Source organism: Bradyrhizobium sp. P3_C3, from assembly GCF_056402655.1.
On record NZ_JBFUGY010000067.1, the window covers coordinates 1 to 17,339 of the forward strand.

17 protein-coding genes and 1 pseudogene are annotated in these 17,339 nt (G+C 61.6%); 11 read left to right on the plus strand and 7 right to left on the minus strand.

Annotated elements, in window-relative coordinates:
• Together AC1DW2_RS40180 and AC1DW2_RS40185 are read left to right on the plus strand one after the other, a co-directional pair.
• A partial coding sequence (locus tag AC1DW2_RS40180) for a transposase domain-containing protein (RefSeq protein WP_477008815.1) occupies positions 1-235 on the plus strand: 235 nt, incomplete at its 5' end.
• Positions 236-536: 301 nt separating this feature from the next.
• Positions 537-1,688: an AI-2E family transporter gene (locus AC1DW2_RS40185; protein ID WP_084795347.1), complete on the plus strand. Its 1,152-nt coding sequence runs from the start codon at positions 537-539 to the stop codon at positions 1,686-1,688.
• 82 nt (positions 1,689-1,770) lie between these two features.
• Here AC1DW2_RS40185 and AC1DW2_RS40190 read toward each other — a convergent pair whose 3' ends face one another.
• The 3 genes and pseudogenes from AC1DW2_RS40190 to AC1DW2_RS40200 all read right to left on the minus strand — a co-directional run bounded on the left by AC1DW2_RS40190 (position 1,771) and on the right by AC1DW2_RS40200 (position 4,142).
• Positions 1,771-1,989: a hypothetical protein gene (locus AC1DW2_RS40190; protein ID WP_187387978.1), complete on the minus strand. Its 219-nt coding sequence runs from the start codon at positions 1,987-1,989 to the stop codon at positions 1,771-1,773.
• 30 nt (positions 1,990-2,019) lie between these two features.
• Positions 2,020-2,338, minus strand: a pseudogene (locus AC1DW2_RS40195) (dienelactone hydrolase); the annotation flags it as partial.
• 115 nt (positions 2,339-2,453) lie between these two features.
• Positions 2,454-4,142, minus strand: a complete 1,689-nt coding sequence (locus AC1DW2_RS40200) for an aspartate:alanine exchanger family transporter (protein ID WP_063981895.1) — start codon at positions 4,140-4,142, stop codon at positions 2,454-2,456.
• A 629-nt stretch (positions 4,143-4,771) separates the two neighbouring features.
• Here AC1DW2_RS40200 and AC1DW2_RS40205 point away from each other — a divergent pair.
• On the plus strand, positions 4,772-4,993 hold the full coding sequence (locus tag AC1DW2_RS40205; RefSeq protein ID WP_063981896.1) for a hypothetical protein: 222 nt from the start codon (positions 4,772-4,774) through the stop codon (positions 4,991-4,993).
• Positions 4,994-5,077: 84 nt separating this feature from the next.
• Here AC1DW2_RS40205 and AC1DW2_RS40210 read toward each other — a convergent pair whose 3' ends face one another.
• Both AC1DW2_RS40210 and AC1DW2_RS40215 read right to left on the minus strand, forming a co-directional pair.
• The gene (locus tag AC1DW2_RS40210) at positions 5,078-5,452 is read right to left on the minus strand and encodes a nuclear transport factor 2 family protein (RefSeq protein ID WP_063981897.1); all 375 of its coding nucleotides are present in this window, start codon (positions 5,450-5,452) and stop codon (positions 5,078-5,080) included.
• Between the two features lie 131 nt (positions 5,453-5,583).
• Complete coding sequence (locus AC1DW2_RS40215) at positions 5,584-6,834, minus strand: tyrosine-type recombinase/integrase (protein ID WP_354132227.1); 1,251 nt, start codon at positions 6,832-6,834, stop codon at positions 5,584-5,586.
• A gap of 526 nt (positions 6,835-7,360) precedes the next feature.
• Between AC1DW2_RS40215 and AC1DW2_RS40220 the strand changes: the two genes are divergently transcribed.
• The 7 genes from AC1DW2_RS40220 to AC1DW2_RS40250 all read left to right on the plus strand — a co-directional run bounded on the left by AC1DW2_RS40220 (position 7,361) and on the right by AC1DW2_RS40250 (position 14,157).
• Positions 7,361-8,740, plus strand: coding sequence for a site-specific integrase (locus AC1DW2_RS40220; protein ID WP_441256364.1), 1,380 nt, complete (start codon positions 7,361-7,363; stop codon positions 8,738-8,740).
• 264 nt (positions 8,741-9,004) lie between these two features.
• On the plus strand, positions 9,005-9,265 hold the full coding sequence (locus AC1DW2_RS40225) for a hypothetical protein (protein ID WP_063981899.1): 261 nt from the start codon (positions 9,005-9,007) through the stop codon (positions 9,263-9,265).
• Between the two features lie 122 nt (positions 9,266-9,387).
• The gene (locus AC1DW2_RS40230; RefSeq protein ID WP_245328584.1) at positions 9,388-9,636 is read left to right on the plus strand and encodes a hypothetical protein; all 249 of its coding nucleotides are present in this window, start codon (positions 9,388-9,390) and stop codon (positions 9,634-9,636) included.
• The gene (locus AC1DW2_RS40235) at positions 9,627-12,434 is read left to right on the plus strand and encodes a DNA-primase RepB domain-containing protein (protein ID WP_187387979.1); all 2,808 of its coding nucleotides are present in this window, start codon (positions 9,627-9,629) and stop codon (positions 12,432-12,434) included. Before AC1DW2_RS40230 ends, AC1DW2_RS40235 begins: the two co-directional genes overlap by 10 nt.
• On the plus strand, positions 12,431-12,919 hold the full coding sequence (locus AC1DW2_RS40240; RefSeq protein ID WP_063981902.1) for a hypothetical protein: 489 nt from the start codon (positions 12,431-12,433) through the stop codon (positions 12,917-12,919). Before AC1DW2_RS40235 ends, AC1DW2_RS40240 begins: the two co-directional genes overlap by 4 nt.
• The gene (locus AC1DW2_RS40245) at positions 12,919-13,701 is read left to right on the plus strand and encodes a hypothetical protein (protein ID WP_245328585.1); all 783 of its coding nucleotides are present in this window, start codon (positions 12,919-12,921) and stop codon (positions 13,699-13,701) included. The genes AC1DW2_RS40240 and AC1DW2_RS40245 overlap by 1 nt, the downstream gene beginning before the upstream one ends.
• Positions 13,702-13,746: 45 nt before the next feature.
• A complete protein-coding gene (locus AC1DW2_RS40250; protein ID WP_187387980.1) occupies positions 13,747-14,157 on the plus strand; it encodes a hypothetical protein in 411 nt (136 codons plus the stop codon).
• Between the two features lie 233 nt (positions 14,158-14,390).
• Here the strand turns inward: AC1DW2_RS40250 and AC1DW2_RS40255 are convergent, their stop codons facing one another.
• Positions 14,391-15,140 carry a recombinase family protein gene (locus tag AC1DW2_RS40255; protein WP_245328587.1) on the minus strand — a complete coding sequence of 250 codons (750 nt, stop codon included), beginning with the start codon at positions 15,138-15,140 and terminating at the stop codon, positions 14,391-14,393.
• A gap of 257 nt (positions 15,141-15,397) precedes the next feature.
• Positions 15,398-15,604 (minus strand): hypothetical protein, encoded by a 207-nt coding sequence (locus AC1DW2_RS40260; protein ID WP_187387981.1) that lies wholly within the window; start codon positions 15,602-15,604, stop codon positions 15,398-15,400.
• 419 nt (positions 15,605-16,023) lie between these two features.
• Here AC1DW2_RS40260 and AC1DW2_RS40265 point away from each other — a divergent pair, with 419 nt between their 5' ends.
• Complete coding sequence (locus AC1DW2_RS40265) at positions 16,024-16,281, plus strand: hypothetical protein (RefSeq protein WP_135217021.1); 258 nt, start codon at positions 16,024-16,026, stop codon at positions 16,279-16,281.
• The last annotated feature ends 1,058 nt before the right edge of the window (positions 16,282-17,339 follow it).

The window sequence follows — 17,339 nt, forward strand, 5'->3', positions numbered from 1 at the left end:
CCGCCCAATCGCGCTCAACCGCAAGAACGCCCTGTTCGCTGGCTCGGACGGCGGCGGCGAACACTGGGCCGTCATCGCCTCACTGATCGAAACCTGCAAGCTCATCGGCGTCGAACCCCACGCCTATCTCGCCGACGTCATCACCCGCATCGTCAACGACCACCCGAACAGCCAGATCGACGAACTGCTACCCTGGGCCTATCTCGCTACCCAAGAACGCTGGCGCGTGGCCTGAGAACATCGCTTACGCTGCAACGACTGCGGGCTCGCTTGGTCTAGTGCGGCGAGCATGTCGGCCTCGTCCTCCGGCCGAAGCGCGCGAACTTCGACCGGACTGCCGTCGCGCAAGTGCTCTCGTGCACTGGTGACCGACATGCGGACTCCGGTGTCGAGAGGCCGGGCGACGCACTTGCCCGATCCCGCCCAAGGGCCTCCCGGCCGGTCGTGGTCGCTTGATCTGGATCAAGACCTCCGCGCGAGAGGGGGAACTAGCTCACTCACCCGCAACATGCGTGGCCAAGGCTGAAGGCGCGTCCGTGAGAACACTCCGCCAGATCATCTTCGGAGACGAGGTCATCCAGCTTGTGATCCGGCTGGGGTTGCTCGCGGTCCTGATCGTCTGGACACTGCTCCTGATCCGTCCGTTCGTGCCAATCCTGGCCTGGAGTGTCGTGCTCGCCGTCGCGCTTAATCCGGTGTTTCAGCGCCTTGCCAAAATCCTCGGCGACCGGCCGAAACTTGCGGCAGCGATCCTAACCCTTATCAGTCTCGCCGTTGTCATTGGGCCCGCGACGTGGCTCGGCATGGGCGCAGTCGACGGGATCAGGGATCTTGCCGGCCAAATGACCGCCGGCGAGGTGTTGGTTCCGTCGCCACCTCAATCGATCAAGGATTGGCCACTCGTCGGGCCTCGGCTCTTCGATCTCTGGGATCAGGCCTCGACCAATCTGCGTTCGCTTCTGCGCGAAGTGGTGCCGTATCTCAAGCCCTTCGCGACGACCTTGCTCGGATTTGCCGGCAATGCCGGTGTGGGGACCGTGAAGTTCCTGCTGTCCGTGGTCGTGGCTGGCGTCGTGTTTCCATATGGCCCGCAACTCGTGGCCGCGGGTCGTGACTTTCTGTCACAGATCGTGCCCGACCAGAGCGAGCACTTTCTGGACCTCGCGGGTACCACCATCCGTGCGGTCGCGCAGGGTGTGATCGGCGTCGCGATCGTCCAATCCTTGCTCGCCGGCATTGGGTTCAAGCTGGCCGGTATCGCCAGCGCGGGACTACTGGCGTTCGTGGTGCTATTGCTGTCGATCGTGCAGATCGGCGGAACGATCGTCATCCTGCCGGTCATTATCTGGATCTGGACTGACAAGGAATTCCCGATCGCGCTTCTGCTGACGGTGTTTCTCGCGATCGTATCTGTGCTCGACAACATCCTAAAGCCGCTCGTCATGGGGCGAGGCCTGACCACACCCGCGCTCGTCATCCTGATCGGGGTGATCGGGGGAACCCTCGTCCACGGCATCATCGGCCTCTTCATCGGACCGATCATTCTGTCGGTGGCTTGGGAGCTGACGGTTGCCTGGATCCGTACCGAACGCGCTCCGCAGCGGGGAGATGTTGGCTATGGGCCGCCGCGCTCTCTTGATCTGCATCAAGGCGTCTCATCATCCCCTTCGCCGGATAACAATCGCTGACCGACGAAACCAGGAGCATGGCCGAGTCCGCCATGGGAGCACGCGATGGCAGTCCAGTTCCTCGGCACCGTCATCAGCGTGATCAACAGTGATCAACATAGAGCTTCTGCCAGTCTCCGAAGGTGATGTCTTTGGCTCCGCGCTGCCCGCGAGGGGCGATCTCGGCGGGCTTCGCCTCAGAGGCCTGCTTTTGCGCCGCGGCGTTCTGGACCGAAGCTGGTCCGGCAATGGCCGCTGCGAACAAAATCAACAGGAAGGTGCGAGCGTGCCCGGGCCATGGCGTTGAAGGGGCGTTGATCATGGTTGCGTCTCCAGGCGCCACCCTCCGTAACTATTTATGCGCGTTGAGGGATTTTTCGACGAGCGGTGACCACATCGGAATTGTGTCGGTCGAGCCGACGAAGAAATGCCCCTCATTGCCGAAGGGCGGCATCAGATGATATCGGCCCTGCCGCCGGCCGCAGTGAAAGCCTCATGCATGCGCTTCAACAACGCCGGGCCAAAGAACGTCTCGATATAGAACCACAGCATGGCACCCGCGAGGTAGGGCCGAAATCCGCGGTCGCTTCGACCAGTCTGTCCGGCGCGCAGTTGTTGTTGGGCTTGCCGTCGACGCGACCGCCGCGACCTGCTGCAAAGGTGATGATCGCTGGAGACGGACATTGTCTTCGGCGAGGGCCGGCAAGCCGAAGGCGGCAAGGAGAACCAAAGCCGTCAAGAGCGGTCGGAAGATTGCGGCCAACTGCGTACGCATCGTCGTCTCCGTCAGCCGTTATAAGTGAGCGCCACGATGATCGGGCCGAGCACAGTCAGGACGACGTTGCCGATGGCGTAGGGCACTGCGACGCCGAGTACTGGGGTCTGACTCTCGGCGACTTCGCAGGCTCCGGTCACCGCAGCATCGACGGTCATGGCGCCGGCCAGCGCCCCGCAGGTGATGACCGGATTCATGTGCAACACATAGCGCGCAAACAGTGTCGCGACGATCAGCGGCACCAGCGTGACGACCAGGCCCATGCCCACCAGCAACGCCCCGTGCGCCTGTATCGCAGCCCAGGCCGCGGCTCCGTTGCCGAGCCCGATGGCTGCGATGAAGCCACCGAGCCCGAGATCGCTCAGTGTCTGCTGTGCCGCGCGTGGTAACGCTCCGATGGTCGGCCGGCGCGACCGCATCCAGCCGCAGACGAGGCCAGCGATCAGCGCGCCGCCGCCGCCGCCCAAGGTCAGCGGGATGCCGCCGACCCTGAGGCTGACGAGACCCGCGAGGAGGCCCGCGGCGATGCCGGTTGCGAGAAAGGCGATGTCGGCGCGGTCGCCGGAGCGCAGGATCTGCCCGACCTTCGTGGCGGCACGCTCGATGTTGCGAGTGCTGCCGACGAGCGTCATGACGTCCCCGACATAGACGCGGGTGTCCGGGCCCAACGGGACCTCGCGGCCCATCCGGGTCAGCGTGCGGAGATAGACGCCGCGTGCGTCGTTGCCGACGCGTTCGGCGATCTCCTTGATCGATCGGCCATGGAGATGGCGGCTGTCGACGAGGACGTCGATCACATTGCCCGGAATTGCCTTCAGGATTTCGTCGGCATCGATTTCCTTGCCGATGACCGGCTTTGCCGCGACGAGGGCAGCGGTTCGCCCGGCGACGACGATGTCGTCGCCGGGTTCGAGGATGCTGTCGAGGCGCGGCTCGATATCGGCTCCCTGCCGCACGATTCGCTCGACGACAGTGCGGCTGCCGATTTCCTCTTCGACGTCCTTGACCGTGCGTCCCGCGGCGGCCGAGACCCGGTAGGCGCGCGCCTGGAATTTGCGATAGTGCAGATTTTCACTCTGTGGCGGGTTGCCGCCGGCAAGCTCCGCCTCCAGCTTCGCCGCCTCCGCCTTCAAATCGATCCGCATCAGTTTCGGTGCGACAAACGGCACGTAAAGGAGCGTGAGAATATAGCCGAGGACATAGGTGACGGCGTATCCAGCTGCGATGTTTGCTTCTTGCTGCTTCAAAGCATCACCGGACAAGCCGACTTGCGCGAGCGCTCCGGACGCCGTGCCGATGATGGAAGATTGCGTCAGCCCACCGGCGGCAAGTCCCGAGGCCGTGCCCGGATCGAGCTTGAACGTGAAGGCAAATATCAAAACGAGGATGAGACCCGTGCCGCCGAGCACGAGCGCCATGGCGACCTGCGCCAGGGTGCGGATGCTCAAGGAGGCGAAGAATTCGGGGCCGGACCGGTAGCCGATCGTGAACACGAACAGGCTGAACAGAAGCACGCGCAGCAGCGACGGGAATGTAAAGGTTCCGAGCTGACCGATGAGCACGGCCACCACCAGGATACAGGCTGTCGTTCCGATTGAGAAACCACGAATCTTGGCTCGGCCCAGCACCGTGCCGATGGCGATGGAAAGCAGCAGGAAGATTTCCGGAGCGGTGGAGATCATCCACCTGACGGTATCCATGGCGCATGCCCTCCAGCCATTTGCGCCGAATCTGAATCGTGAAACCCGGCGACGCTTGATCTAGATCAATCCTCGCCGACGGCACGCCTTCGCCTTTTGAGCCGTGCAGGATTCGGGACAGTCGACGTCTCGGACATGAGCACGATGGACATCGTCACTGCTTCGTCGGCGCACCGCGACGATCGGGTACCAGTCGTGTTCTGCTTTGGGTCTACCGGCTTGGTCTGCATGGACGGAGCTTGGTATCGCTGTGATCGCTCCCTTAACCCTGCTGCCTGGCCGCGAAGCCGACCTCAACGAGGCCCGTTTATGAACGCGCCGTCCGATCGCTCGACAGCGTGCTCGGAGAGGGCAACGCGGGGCAACCGTCTGATCCAAAGGAAGGGCATCCGACCGCATCGTCAGCCGGGCGGCCATGACGTGAACCGTTTCATCGCACGCCGGTCGGCCGCCAGCTGCCTCGGACATCAGACGAATCAAGTTCGCCTGACCTACTCACCCTACAAGAGATTCGCGCGCCACGCGGAGTCCGGGGGAAACACCCCGCAGTTATTCGACCTATTCACAGCGTCTTGACTCCGTGCGAATCGATTCGGCCCCCTTTGATGTGATAGCAAAGCTGTTTTGTGATGATGCTGCTGCTGGTCGGAGTAAGCGCGGTGCAAGCCCAGCAGTCGTGCATGCCCTGCTCGCTGCGCACACCCGGCTTGCTGTACGAATGCGTCGATAAGAACGGAAAGCTGCAGCCTGCTGGACCAACGGCAGCGCGGCAGACAAAACACTTCGACCAGTGCATGGCGCGCGGCGGCTCAGGTTACAAGTGTCTCGATGAAGCAGCGAAGGTGAAGTGAAGCAGCGGAGTGTCTGCCGAAGGGCTGATGACTGCTCGATAGAGCTACAATCGCCGCAACTCTGCGGCCGCGCGGACCGTTATCTCAGTTGACGGAGCTTCGGGCGGCCGCCCGAGCCATGGGTGCGCAGCTTGTGTAGATGATCTTGTTTGAGACACCGAACCGAAAATAAACGCGAGCCGGCTTGCCTTCGTAATTTTGATAGTCGATTTGAACGCCGTGGCCCGTCAGGCTCACGTCGTCCAGCGAAAATGAGAGTACTCGCTTCGTTTCGAGCTTAGGTGACCGGTAGGCAGCGATTGCTTCTCGCCCAGTCAGGCTGACGCCTTCGCAGGCGCATTCAAGCACCGCTCGCTCATCATACAGATCGAGCAGCGCGTTGACGTCTCCACGCCGGCAGGCGTCGAGCCAGTCTACAACTGTGGCAACGGGGTCAAAGTCATCCCTCGAAATAGGCATGGAGGTTCCATCATCAGCCGCGCCGCTCCCGGCGCGGGACTTAGATGGACTGTGATGAATGCTGCTTGAACGCACTCCCGCAGAACTACTGATTGAAGCCCGCCTGATCGAAGCTCAGGCGGGGCGATAGATCAGGCCGCAACGTGAAGCCCGATATTGGCGTCCTTTCTCGATGTCCGCCCGCCGACGATCCGCCGCAGCTCGGCCGCGACGCCGTCCAGCACCGCGCGCTTTTCCTTCATCCGCTTGGAGTGATTGTACACTTTGCCGGTGACCGTCGGCACGATCTGCTCGGCCTTCTTGCTCGCGGCGTGGTCGAGGCACTTCGCAATCCATGCGTCGTCGAAGCCGAGGTCGCCGGCCAGGGTCGCTGCCGTCCGGCGCAGGTCATGGGGCGTGAACGGCTTGAGACCGAGCAGCTCGCAGAGGCCAGCGGTTTTGGTTTTGTCCTTGTTCGTCTCGTGCTTGGTGCCGCGCAGGGCGTCGGCCATCGCTTTCCGGTGGATCGGCTGGCCCTTGTACATGGGACTCTCGAAGGCAAACTGCTGACCATCCGAGGCGAGCGCCTCCTTGATGATCTCGACCGCCAGATCGGATAACGGCTGCTGGATCACCCGCCGCTTCTTGACCCGCTTGAGCGGCACGTCGAAGCGCGGATGCTCGCCGTCGAGGTCAAACAGCTCATCCCGATGCGCGCCGAGCAGTTCCCGCGAGCGCAGCATGGTGACCAGTTCGAACTTGAGTGCGAGCCGGGTCCGGCGGTCGTAGGGAAGGTCGTTGCGGTCCAGTCCTTGCCAGAACGTCTTGATCTCGTCTTCGGAGAGGACCCGGGTGCGGGGATGTTCGGGATCGAGTTTTGGCAGGTTGACGCAGGGGCTGGCGGTCACATAGTCGCGGCCTGCCTCCGCCGCCCAGGTGAACAGGCCCGAGGCCGCCTTGCGCATATGGCGCGCGTTGCTGACCGAGGGCTTGCCGAACTTGCCTGCGACGATGTCGTTCGAGAGTGTGGCGATGTCGTGCTTGGTGACCTCCATGGCCAGCTTCTTGCCGAGGCGTGGGCGGATGAGGCGGTCGAGGTGGCTCGCGGTGTTTTGCCAGCTTTCGAGCCGGGGGCGCATCTCGCCATCGGGCTTCTTGACCAACGTCTTCATCCACGCGATGCGCTCGTCGATGATCTCGGCGACGGTCTTGCCGCGCTTCGCCTTCGCAGCTTTCTGGTCGCGGAAGGTCTCGGCAAGCGCCTCGCCACCCCTGGCCCTGAGGCCGTAGACCTTGCTACGGGTGTCCTCGACCGTGAAGGTCTCAGCATTGTAGACGCCAAGCCAGCCGGTGCGTTGCTTGCCGGTCTCCCGGTCGGTGAACTTGAACGAGAAGGTTGCCACCCCGGGTCGTGGTGATGCTTACGTACAGACCAGGGCACTTACGGTCGTAGAGCTTGGTCCGTTTGGCAACGCGTTTCTCGCACATGCGGTCGGTCAGAATGACGCTGCTGTTGCGGCCCCGCTTGCCGGCGGGGGAGGGGGCAATGCTACTATCCATGTGGTTTCGGCTCCTAAGGCTTGAGACCAAAGGGCTCGGCATTGGGGCTTTCAGTTTGTCGTGCGGACGCTGAAAGGCTTAGGGCCGGGCCCTTATTTTGGTGAAGCCCGCTGAAACAGCCCGCATCAGGCTAGTTGAAAAAGCCTAAAAGGGTTTTGTTAGTTTCGGCGTGTTTCACCGAATGCCAAAGTATAGACGTGTGGTCCTGGCCGTCGTCGCTACGGTCAAGCCTTTGCGGATGCGGCAGTCGCGTCAACCGGCGCGGTGTCGGTGACTTTCGCAGGCGTGAGGGAGGCCAGAAGGAATTCGGCTCCCGGGAGAGCACGGCATAAGCCGTCCAACCACTGCGCAGGGAAAATAAATAGGCGCATGGAGTTCTGTAGAGCGACGTGCAGTTCGCATCCCATTGATCCCGCGCGCAATATCCCCATAACGTGTCATACGCCTTCATGGGCCTCTACAGACACGATCGCGACACTTCGCGAGAACGGGGACACGAATTACATGGCACGCAAAGTCAGCTTCAGTGCGCTGGAAAGCCGCAGCGCGCGGCTGCGATTAAAGATTCGCCGCAGGCCTTACAGTGGCCCGTCGCTCGCGCGCGGAATCGCGCTGATGTACAGGCGCAACAAGACCAACGGCACATGGGTGCTTAAGGTCAGCGACGGCCATGGCGCTTACTGGACCAAGAGCTTTGCGTTGGCCGACGATTTCGAGGATGCCGACGCCAGGAACGTGTTGACGTTCCACGAGGCGCAGGATGCGGCGAAGAAGCTGGCGCGCAGCGATGACGGTAGCGCCAGCAACGCACCGATCACTGTTGACGGTGCGCTCAAGGACTACAAGCGCGATCTTGAGGCCCGCGCAGCCAATCCTTACAACGCAGAGCATCCGCGCCTGCATCTCACGCCGGCGCTGTTGTCGAAGCCGGTGGCGCTGCTCGCGGCGATCGAACTGAAGAAGTGGCGCGACGGCCTGCTTGGCACGATGGCGCCGGCCACGATCAATCGGCTCTGCCGCTGCGTTTGCGCTGCGCTGGAACTGGCGGCGCAGCATGACCAGCGCGTCAAGAACCGTGAGGCATGGGAAATTGGTCTTGCCAATCTGCCTAACGCGCAGGAGGCGAGAAACGTGATCCTGCCGGACAACAAGGTGCACGAATTCGTCGCCGCCGCTTACGGACTCGATCATCAATTCGGACTGCTGACCGACACACTGGCGAACACTGGCGCGCGCCCCAGTCAGGCGGTCCGGCTTCGCGTCGAGGATCTGCAGGATCATCCGGTGCGGCCGAAATTGATGATGCCGAAGTCTGCCAAGGGCGGCGGCAGAAATCGCAGTGCGAAAAAGGCCGAGCGCTACAGCGTGCCGATTACGGTCCAGTTGGCTGTACGGCTCAAGCTGGCGGCTAGAGGTCGTGCAGCCGATGCTCAGCTGCTGTTGCAAAGCAACGGCAGTCCCTGGAACAACAATCCGCGCGAGAACTATCATCGCCAAGTGGACAAGGCCGTTACCGCCATTGGGCTCGATCCCGCCGAGGTGACGATGTACTGCCTGCGCCACTCGAGCATCGTCCGCATGCTGCTGCGAAATGTGCCGATCAGGCTGGTGGCGTCGCTGCACAACACCAGCGTAGCGATGATCGAAAAGCATTACTCGAGGTACATCACCGAGCATTCCATCGACGACATCGCGCGCGTCGGGTTGTTGTCGGAACCTGCGCCAGCCGCTGACAACATGGTTGCATGATGCACTCGGAGTTGAGGTCGACATAAACTTCGAAACGTTCGTAACCAATGCCACGGGTCCTTGAAGTCCGCCGACAAGCGGATTTGCAGGGGCGCGGCAAACGAGGGCTATATCGGTCCAAGCCGAGCTCGGAGCTGAGCTAGACCCGGCGATGCAAATGAGCCACTTAGCTTCGCCGAGGCCCTATTTTCGCAGTTTTCTGGTATTTACAGGCGAGATTTTCTGTTTAGGTTTCTGGGTCACCAAATTGCCTGAGGTGACGCGATGTTCCTGACTAAGCCCCAAAACGAAGTGAAAGACGATGCGCCGACCGACGAGGAGATCGCGGCCGGGCTCTACAGCTACGCTGATCTGGAAGCGCGCGGCATCGTTCGTGATCGATCGGATTTGCGCCGCAAGCAACTGCGGTACGGTTTTCCGTGGCCGATCAAAACCGGGGAACGCCAAGCGCCGTTCCTGAAAACCCGCGTGCATGCTTGGGTTAAGCGCCGCGCGGCGCTGTCCGATAAGTCTTCCGCAAAATAGAGAGGCCGGCACCTTTGGCGAGGCGCCGGCCGGGAACACATGAATAGGGGCATCGAGAGCCCTACTATAGTTCCGATCTTCGCATTCGCCAAGCGGTGCCAGCCCTAATCGAGGTGCTGAGCATGCCGAAATCCCGCACCCAGTTCGCTGCCGACCGGCCGCGACCTCCAATGCCGCGCTTGGCGCTCAGCATCGCCGAGTTTTGCGCCGCCCACGGCATCAGTGCGGGATTCTTCTACAAGCTGAAAAAGAAGGGTGAAGGCCCGCGCGAGATGAAAGTCGGCGCGCGCACGCTGATCACGCTGGAATCCGCGGCCGAATGGCGTCGTGAGCGCGAAAGTGCCACGCAGGGTGACCTGCCATGGCGGTAACCGTGGACGAGTGCCTGCACGGGCTTCCGCATTCGGCCTGCCGACGCTGCAATGGAAACGATCCTCTCGCCCCGGGCGTTCCTTCGCAGCTCGTCATCCAAGTGAATACAGCCAACGACGAATCGATCGGTGTCGCCGAGCTCAAGGCCTCCAATGCGAATGTTGCGGCGGAGAAGGCGCGTGACGCATCGGAAGGATTGGGGAAGAGGGCAACCGAGACTATCACTGCTGCGAAGAACGCGCCGACAGTTTTGCCTTTCGGGCAAGGGGAAGCCGGTAAAGGCGGCGAAGGCGGTGCTTTTCGGATTACCAACGCTGAGTTCATTGCGGCGGTTATCGCGGAACTACCCCACGGTGCCTTTGCAGCCGTATGCTCGAAGCCTGGCAACCCGAATCTGGGCGGATGGGTGGCGCGCAGGGTCGATGGGGTGCCCTCGATCGTTGTGCCAGAGCACAACAACTACCTCGGCTGCTCAAGTTTCTATGCTGGTGAAGACGGGTCGTTCAAGGCCCGCAAAGCGCAGTTTGCCGCCTGCCATTTCCTGCTGCTCGATGACCTGGGCACCAAGGTGCCGCTGGATCGGCTGGGTGATTTTGAATTGTCCTGGCTGATCGAGACCAGCCCTGAAAATTATCAGGGCGGTATTATCCTCAACTCCGCGATCACCGATGGCGCGGTTGCCGTGCGTTTGCTCAATTCGGTGATCGACGCGGGTCTGTGCGACGCAGGGGCTAGGGGGCCGTTGAGCCGCTGGGCACGGTTGCCGGTGGCCATCAACGGCAAACCGAAATACGCGGACGAGGCCGGCGTTCCGTTCCGGTGCCGCCTGATCGAATGGCGGCCTGGCAAGCGCTACTCGCCACAGGAGATTGTGGATCGGCTAGAATTGGAACTCGTCCCCACCGGACGGCCGAAGAAGAAGCCTGCAAAGGCTTCTGCGCCATTCACCAGGGTTCCGCTCCGCTCTGGCCACGACGCGGACGACGTCTTGACTCCGAAGGCGGAGGAGAACCCGGTCATTACGGCGCTCAAGGCGCGGGGGCTTTACAAGACCCCCTTGGGGTCCGGCAAGCACGACATGACGTGTCCGTGGGTCCATGAGCACACCGATGAATTGGACACGGCGGCGGGCTATTTTGAGCCAGACGAGTCCTTTCCCATTGGCGGTTTTTGCTGCCAGCATTCGCACCGTGACAATTTCCATATTCTGGCGCTGCTCGACTTCATCGGTGTGCCCGTCGCCGAAGCCCGGCATAAGCCGGTCATTCGTGTCGTGGCCGGTGACCTGCACCGCGTCGTGGACGCCGCCGAACAGGAACTGGCGAACCGCGAGCGGCACTACCAGGCAGGAAGCTTGATTGTCTCGGTCGCGACTAATCCTACCAGCGGTGATCCGTCGATTGTGCCGACCAGCGCACCGGCGCTGACGCGCGAGTTGTCAGTCGCGGCGACATGGGAGAAATATGACGGCAGAGCGAAGGACTGGGTGCGCTGCGATCCGCCGGCACGACACATGGGCATCCTGTTCGATGCACAGAACTATCGCTACTTGCCGCCCCTGGCGGGCGTGGCGCGGCAACCGTATTTCCGTGAATCGGACGGCGAACTCGTCAAGCAGCCTGGTTATGACAAAACCGCACAGCGGTTCGGCGTGTTCGATGCGCGGCATTTCGTAATCCCTGACGCGACACCTGATGCGGCTCGCGCGGCACTGACCCTGCTGGAAGAGTTGCTCACCGAATTCCACTTCCTGGCCGCCCACGATAAGGCTGCTGCTCTGGCAGCCATCTTCACCGCCGTGGTGCGCCCGACGTTGCCACATGCGCCTGCATTTCACGTCCGAGCGCCGATATTTGGAAGCGGTAAGACCTACCTTTGCGAACTGATCGGTGCCTTCTCCGGGCCGGGCGGCAACGCCAAGGTGAGCTATCCCAAGACCTCGGAGGAAGCGACCAAGGTCATTCTGTCCTTGTTGTTAACGAGCCCGGCCTGCGTCGAGTTCGACGACATGGACACCGACTGGATTCCGCACGGCATCATCAAGAGGATGCTCACGGCGGAGACGATTACGGATCGAATCCTCGGGGTGAGCAAGACGGCGACGGTCAGCACGCGCGCCCTGTTTCTCGGATCCGGAAATAACGTCGGTCCGGTCCGCGATCTGCTGCGACGCGTACTGACGATCCATCTCGACCCTCGCTGCCCGACACCAGCGACGATGACCTACAAAGGCGCTCCAGTCGATAAGGTGCGCCAGCGGCGCGGCGCTTACGTAGCCGCCGTGCTGACGATCATTCAGGCGTGGCGCAGGGCAGGTTCGCCTCGTGCTCCGGCTGATAGCATTGTCACTTACAGCGGCGCGTGGTCGGACTATTGTAGGTATCCGTTGATGTGGCTCGGATACCCCGATCCGGCGACGGCGCTGTTCGAACAGATCCGTCACGATCCGGATGGTGATGCCCTCAGCGGCCTGATGCAAGAATGGCATGCCGTATTCGGTGAAAGTGCCACGACCGTGCGCAAGGCGGTTGAGGCGGCGAAGAGTTACCCCAATCTGCTCGATGCAATGCGCGAATTCCCGGTGGAGGAGCGCGGCGAGATCAACCGTTCGAAGCTGGGCTGGCTGTTGAAGAAGAATGCCGACCGGATCGTTGGGGGATTTAAGTTTCAACGGACCGAAGCGGACGGGCGCGCCGCCTGGCGTGTGGTGCCCGCTAGATCACCGCCTTTACCGCCTTTTCCGCCTTCCGCTCCATCGGCTGAAGAAACTGTCGCGGGGTGGAGTACGCGGCTATGAGCGCGGTCGAGGCTCTCAAGGCGGCCCGGGCCGCCGGTATAGAACTCGCACTCGATGGCGACGATCTCGCGTTGAGGGGAACCTCGGCACCGCCGACCGCCGTTCTCGATGCACTTTCCCGGCATAAGGCCGAGGTCGTGGCACTGCTCCGGCCCGGTGACGGATGGTCGGCTGAGGACTGGCAAGTTTACTTTAATGAACGGGCGGGCATTGCCGAGTTCGATGGCGGACTGCCGCGGGCGCCCGCCGAGGCTCGCGCCTTTGAATGCTGCGTTGTCGAATGGCTGAACCGCCATCCGGTCTGCTCTCCGCGTGGCCGCTGTCTCGAATGCGGTGCCAGCGAGGACACCTACGACGAGCTGCTGCCGTATGGCACCGAACCGACCGGTCACGCCTGGCTGCATTCGCGCTGCTGGGCAGCATGGCATGCGGATCGGAAGGCGACGGTAGCCGCCGCCTTATCGCTGACCCTAGGGGCTGGCTAATGGGCAAGCGATCCAACTTCGAGCGCCGCGAGGCTGATTTCTACCCGACGCCACTCGATGCGGTGGTGCCGCTGATCCCGTACCTTAGTAGCGTCAAGAGCTTTGCCGAGCCCTGTGCGGGCAATGGCGACCTTGTCCGGCATCTGGAATCTTTCGGGCTGGCTTGCGTCTACAGCGGCGACATCCGCAGCGGTCAGGATGCGCTTGCGCTCGACCATTACGGCGCAGCCGACGTGATCATCACGAACCCGCCTTGGTCTCGCAACCTGATGCACAGGCTGATCGCGCACTTCCAGAGCATCCGGCCGACTTGGCTGCTTCTGGATGCGGATTGGGCGCACACCAAACAGGCAGCACCCTTTTTGCCCTATGCCACGGACATAGTGGCAATCGGCCGGGTCAAATGGATTGAGGGCTCCAAGCACACCGGCAAGGAGAATTGCGCTTGGTATCGATTCTCAGTCGATCATGCCGGGGGACCGATCTTTCACCCGAAGGGGTCAACGCCGGAATTACGATTCCGGCTGTGTGAACACTGCCGGAATGCTTACGAGCCACAGCGATCCAGTTCGCGGTTCTGTTCCGAGAGGTGTAGGCAGCGCGCCCATCGCAACAGGCTTCGCGTGACATCTAGCGTGACAGCCGCTCGACCGGGTTCCTCCGCAGTGTGCCGCTACGTCCGGCATGCCGACGTTGCGAGGTTTGAGGCGGATGGCTGGGAGCGCCTGCCTCCGCTCGATCACACCCGGTCGGCGCTGATGCGACGGCGCGATCGGGATTGAAACCGCACCCGGCCGGCTGCCGGGCAACACCTAGGAGACAAAACCATGGACACTACCGATCTCGCTCGGCGACTGTATAACATGTGCGTCACCGCGAGCCCCCCTTGGTTTGCGGCGGATGATTGGTTGAAGTTCAAGCTTGAGCATCACATGGAGCCCTCGCAATGCGAAGCGGTGTTGGTGCTGACTATCCGGCGCCTGTGCAGCGCGGCGACCGATTTGCAATTGGAACATGACCAACTGGCCCGATCGCGTCGGCCAATGACGGCACGGGACATCCGTGATGCACTGCTGAAAGAGCGCGCTCGAACGGGGGCGACGCTGGACAATGTCATCTCCGACATCGTTGAATCGCAGTTTGGGGATGTCCCGTTCGATATTGTTCAGCGTGGCATCTGCCTCGCGAAGCGCGGCCTCGAGCGTCAGATGGAGTTTGAGGACGATCCGCCGTTCTGAACCTTTGGTTCATTGATCGGGGGGCATATTGCCCCCGGTAACAACCCGAGCGGAGCATCGATTTTCGCATTCATTTCCTACCGACCGGCGGCCACCGTCGGGCAATCAACTGTGGGCGAAAACAAGCTTCAATGACCGGTACCGGAGTCCCAGCCTGATCAAATCCGGACCTATACCCCGGTATCTCCCCACCCCCCGCTGAACGATTCCGATCCGTTCACGGGAGGTGGGCCTCAATCTGCGAGGCGACTGCGCACGTTGATGACCGCGCGCGCCGTCCACTTGCCGCCACGAGCGGTGCGAACGCCGCGACGATTAAGTTCATGTGCGCTGGCGTTGGCGCTTAGCCCGGCGAGTTCGCCTTGCAACATCGGACGAATCAGTTTGGCGAACTGGTCCGCTTGTTCACGGACCGCAGCACCGGACTTGGCGGCGGCGGCGGCGGCGGCGGCGGGATCGTTGAAGGTCAGCGTTTCCGGGCGCGGATTGCCGAGTTTGACGCCTTGCGCCTTCTTGGCGGCCAGCGCGTCTTTTGTGCGTTGGCTGAGGGCCTCGCGCTCCTGTTCGGCGACCATTGCCATGATACCGACCATCATGCGGTTGGCTTCCGGCATGTCGAGCGCGACGAAATCGATCCCGGCATCGCGTAGGCTCAGCAGGAACACCGGATCACGCGACAGACGATCAAGCCGCGAAATGATCAGTTTAGCCTTGTAGCGACGGCAAGCATCCAGTGCCCGCTGCAATGCCGGCCGGTTCTTGTCGCTCTTGCCGGATTCGATCTCGACGACTTCATCGACCAGCTTCCAGCGGCCGCCGTTGAGCCATGTGGTGACCGCCGTGCGCTGCGCTTCGAGGCCTAGGCCAGATCGAGCCTGCTTACCGGTCGAAACTCTGAGGTAACTGACATACTTGCCGTCGTGTCTGACCATGTCCTGCCTGCATTTGCAAAACACCATATCGAACGTATTGGTGTTTTGCAAATAGCCGACACACGAGGAGGCGCACCTGCCGCGCCATGGGCGGCCGGAGATTCACAGAGGGGCAGCGTGGTTAGGGGCTACCCACTGGCCTGCTGAAATAACGCATGAGTGGTCGCCAAATAGCCTTCTGGAAGCAACGGAGCAAACGATGTCCAATGGTCAGGGGTAGCACAAGCCGACTATTCCGCCCGTGCTCAGGGCGGAATGCCCTGTGCTAATCACCTCGATTGCAACAAGGTGCAGGCTGATCGAAGGGCCTATTTTTTCAGAGCTTCATGTTCGATCAGCAGCGGCTCGGCTTCGCTGCCGGAATCGATGATCTGGCGGATGATGACCCGGATCGGCCCGCCATCCTCGTCAGTGTGCGGCTGGATCGGTCGACCCCAGCCGCGATCCAGCAGGATGCCTGCCGCCGCCACGCGCGCCGCCGGTGGCACGGTCTCTTGGCTGACGATCCCAGCCAACACCTTGACACATAGCGCGGTGTGGCCCCGTGCGAGCGACCGCAGATCAGTTGGGATTTTCTTTCGCGGCAATGGTGTGCGGGGTGAACCTCCCCCTCCTGTTGGCGGCGTCCGGCGCTGCGCGTCACGCGCATACCCTAGCACAAAAAGCGCCCGCCCGACGTAAGATACGCTATTACCGCGCTGGGTTGCTAAGTGCACGGGCGGCGAGGGTGGGCGTGGAAGGTCCCGCGCTCGAGACAGCGCTGGAGACTTACGGAGCGCCCGGCGGATCGCTCTTCATCCGAACGACTGTATGCCGAGCAAGAATAGTGTGCTTTGCGCTTGCTCAGTCAGCTGCCGCGTTGCGAGATGCAATTTTCTTGTTGTCGTTTGCTCGATGTGTTGGGCTCCATCCGCAGGGAAGCGAGGAGGTAGCCTTGACCTTCACGATCCACTCGTCAAAAGACGGAAACGTCCAACAGACGTTGAGAATTAATTCTCGTTCAGCAGTCGAGCGCGCGCTCGCGCTTCACGACGCGGGTTGGGACGTGTACATAACTGACGCGGCTGGTCGTCAATATCAGCCCGAGACCTTTGAAACTCTTGCTGCGCATGGTCCGGCCCTCACGATTGCAGATCAGATGATCCCGCGCGCCAATTTGGAAATGCGCATCTCGCGCCGCGAAGTTCCGTAAATCGACGATTGCACAACTGGACATCAACGGTTGGGCGTGGTGGCTTGCGGCCGACGCGCGTCGTCGTCGACAATCGCACGAACCCCGACAAAGGTCTCTCCCGCCAACCGCCTGTAGCTCCGGCCGGGTCAGTAATCGCCGACTGCCTTGGCTCGCTCCGGTAAGGCGGCTAGATATTGAGGCGATAAGCGCGTTGAGAACGTGGTGTACAACGGCGGTCCGTATAGTGCCGCATCTACGCTGATGGTGGCGGCGCGGCGTTCGACATCAACGTCAAATTCAAGAAAGTGTTCTTTGTCGGCGGCATGCCAGGGTTTTTCTAGCCGCCAGCGCCATTGCGCCAATAGCCCTTACCAAAATCTTCTTCATTGCTTTCCTCAAATCCGCTTCCGTTGTCCCCGAAGGGGCTAGGCAGGAATGCCTGCGACTCCAACTGTATTGGTAGATGAGACAAGGCGGAGCGGCCGTAGCGTGGAAACCACACTCGCTAACCAAAACTCGGGCAAAGTCTTAATTTCGCTTAAGAGTTCCATGCGACCGTTTCGTGACACGCGCTGGTATCGACTGCCGGAAACTTAAAGTAACGAGCTGCACGCTGGAAAAGCGGACTTCGCGCAAGAGGGCCGTTCGTGAAAGCATCGTTGTCTTCATCGCGTTAGCGCTGCTTCCATAATTTCATGCACTTGCGCCCATGCCAGGATGGCGTGCCTGGTGCGAACTTTTACAGTTACGATAGATTTGCGTGCAGGGGAGTGAGCGGCCCCGCGCGAAGCCAGCCCCCGCCGGGGCCGCTTTCATTCCTTCTGATCGGGCGGGGTCGTTTCCGTCGTGCCCTTGAGCAGCTCAACTCCTACACAATCACCGGCCCATAGCTTTGTGCCTCGGACCGTTCCAACGAGTTTGCAGCCGGTCTGCTCTTTCGGCTTTGCCTGAACCGCCGGCCTGTTGCCTACCTTTGGGGACGCGCTCTGAGCGAGCGCTGTTGTCGAAAAGCAGATGGCGACGAGAATGAGCAACGACCTGAACGTCATTGTTTGCCTCTCCGACTACCGGAATTC

Excerpts from the sequence above, each read along its gene's own strand:
- AC1DW2_RS40190 (WP_187387978.1), bottom strand. The coding sequence starts at position 1,989 with ATGATCAACGCCCCTTCAACGCCATGGCCCGGGCACGCTCGCACCTTC.
- AC1DW2_RS40200 (WP_063981895.1), bottom strand. The coding sequence starts at position 4,142 with ATGGATACCGTCAGGTGGATGATCTCCACCGCTCCGGAAATCTTCCTG.
- AC1DW2_RS40205 (WP_063981896.1), top strand. The coding sequence starts at position 4,772 with ATGATGCTGCTGCTGGTCGGAGTAAGCGCGGTGCAAGCCCAGCAGTCG.
- AC1DW2_RS40210 (WP_063981897.1), bottom strand. The coding sequence starts at position 5,452 with ATGCCTATTTCGAGGGATGACTTTGACCCCGTTGCCACAGTTGTAGAC.
- AC1DW2_RS40220 (WP_441256364.1), top strand. The coding sequence starts at position 7,361 with ATGGAGTTCTGTAGAGCGACGTGCAGTTCGCATCCCATTGATCCCGCG.
- AC1DW2_RS40225 (WP_063981899.1), top strand. The coding sequence starts at position 9,005 with ATGTTCCTGACTAAGCCCCAAAACGAAGTGAAAGACGATGCGCCGACC.
- AC1DW2_RS40230 (WP_245328584.1), top strand. The coding sequence starts at position 9,388 with ATGCCGAAATCCCGCACCCAGTTCGCTGCCGACCGGCCGCGACCTCCA.
- AC1DW2_RS40235 (WP_187387979.1), top strand. The coding sequence starts at position 9,627 with ATGGCGGTAACCGTGGACGAGTGCCTGCACGGGCTTCCGCATTCGGCC.
- AC1DW2_RS40240 (WP_063981902.1), top strand. The coding sequence starts at position 12,431 with ATGAGCGCGGTCGAGGCTCTCAAGGCGGCCCGGGCCGCCGGTATAGAA.
- AC1DW2_RS40245 (WP_245328585.1), top strand. The coding sequence starts at position 12,919 with ATGGGCAAGCGATCCAACTTCGAGCGCCGCGAGGCTGATTTCTACCCG.
- AC1DW2_RS40250 (WP_187387980.1), top strand. The coding sequence starts at position 13,747 with ATGGACACTACCGATCTCGCTCGGCGACTGTATAACATGTGCGTCACC.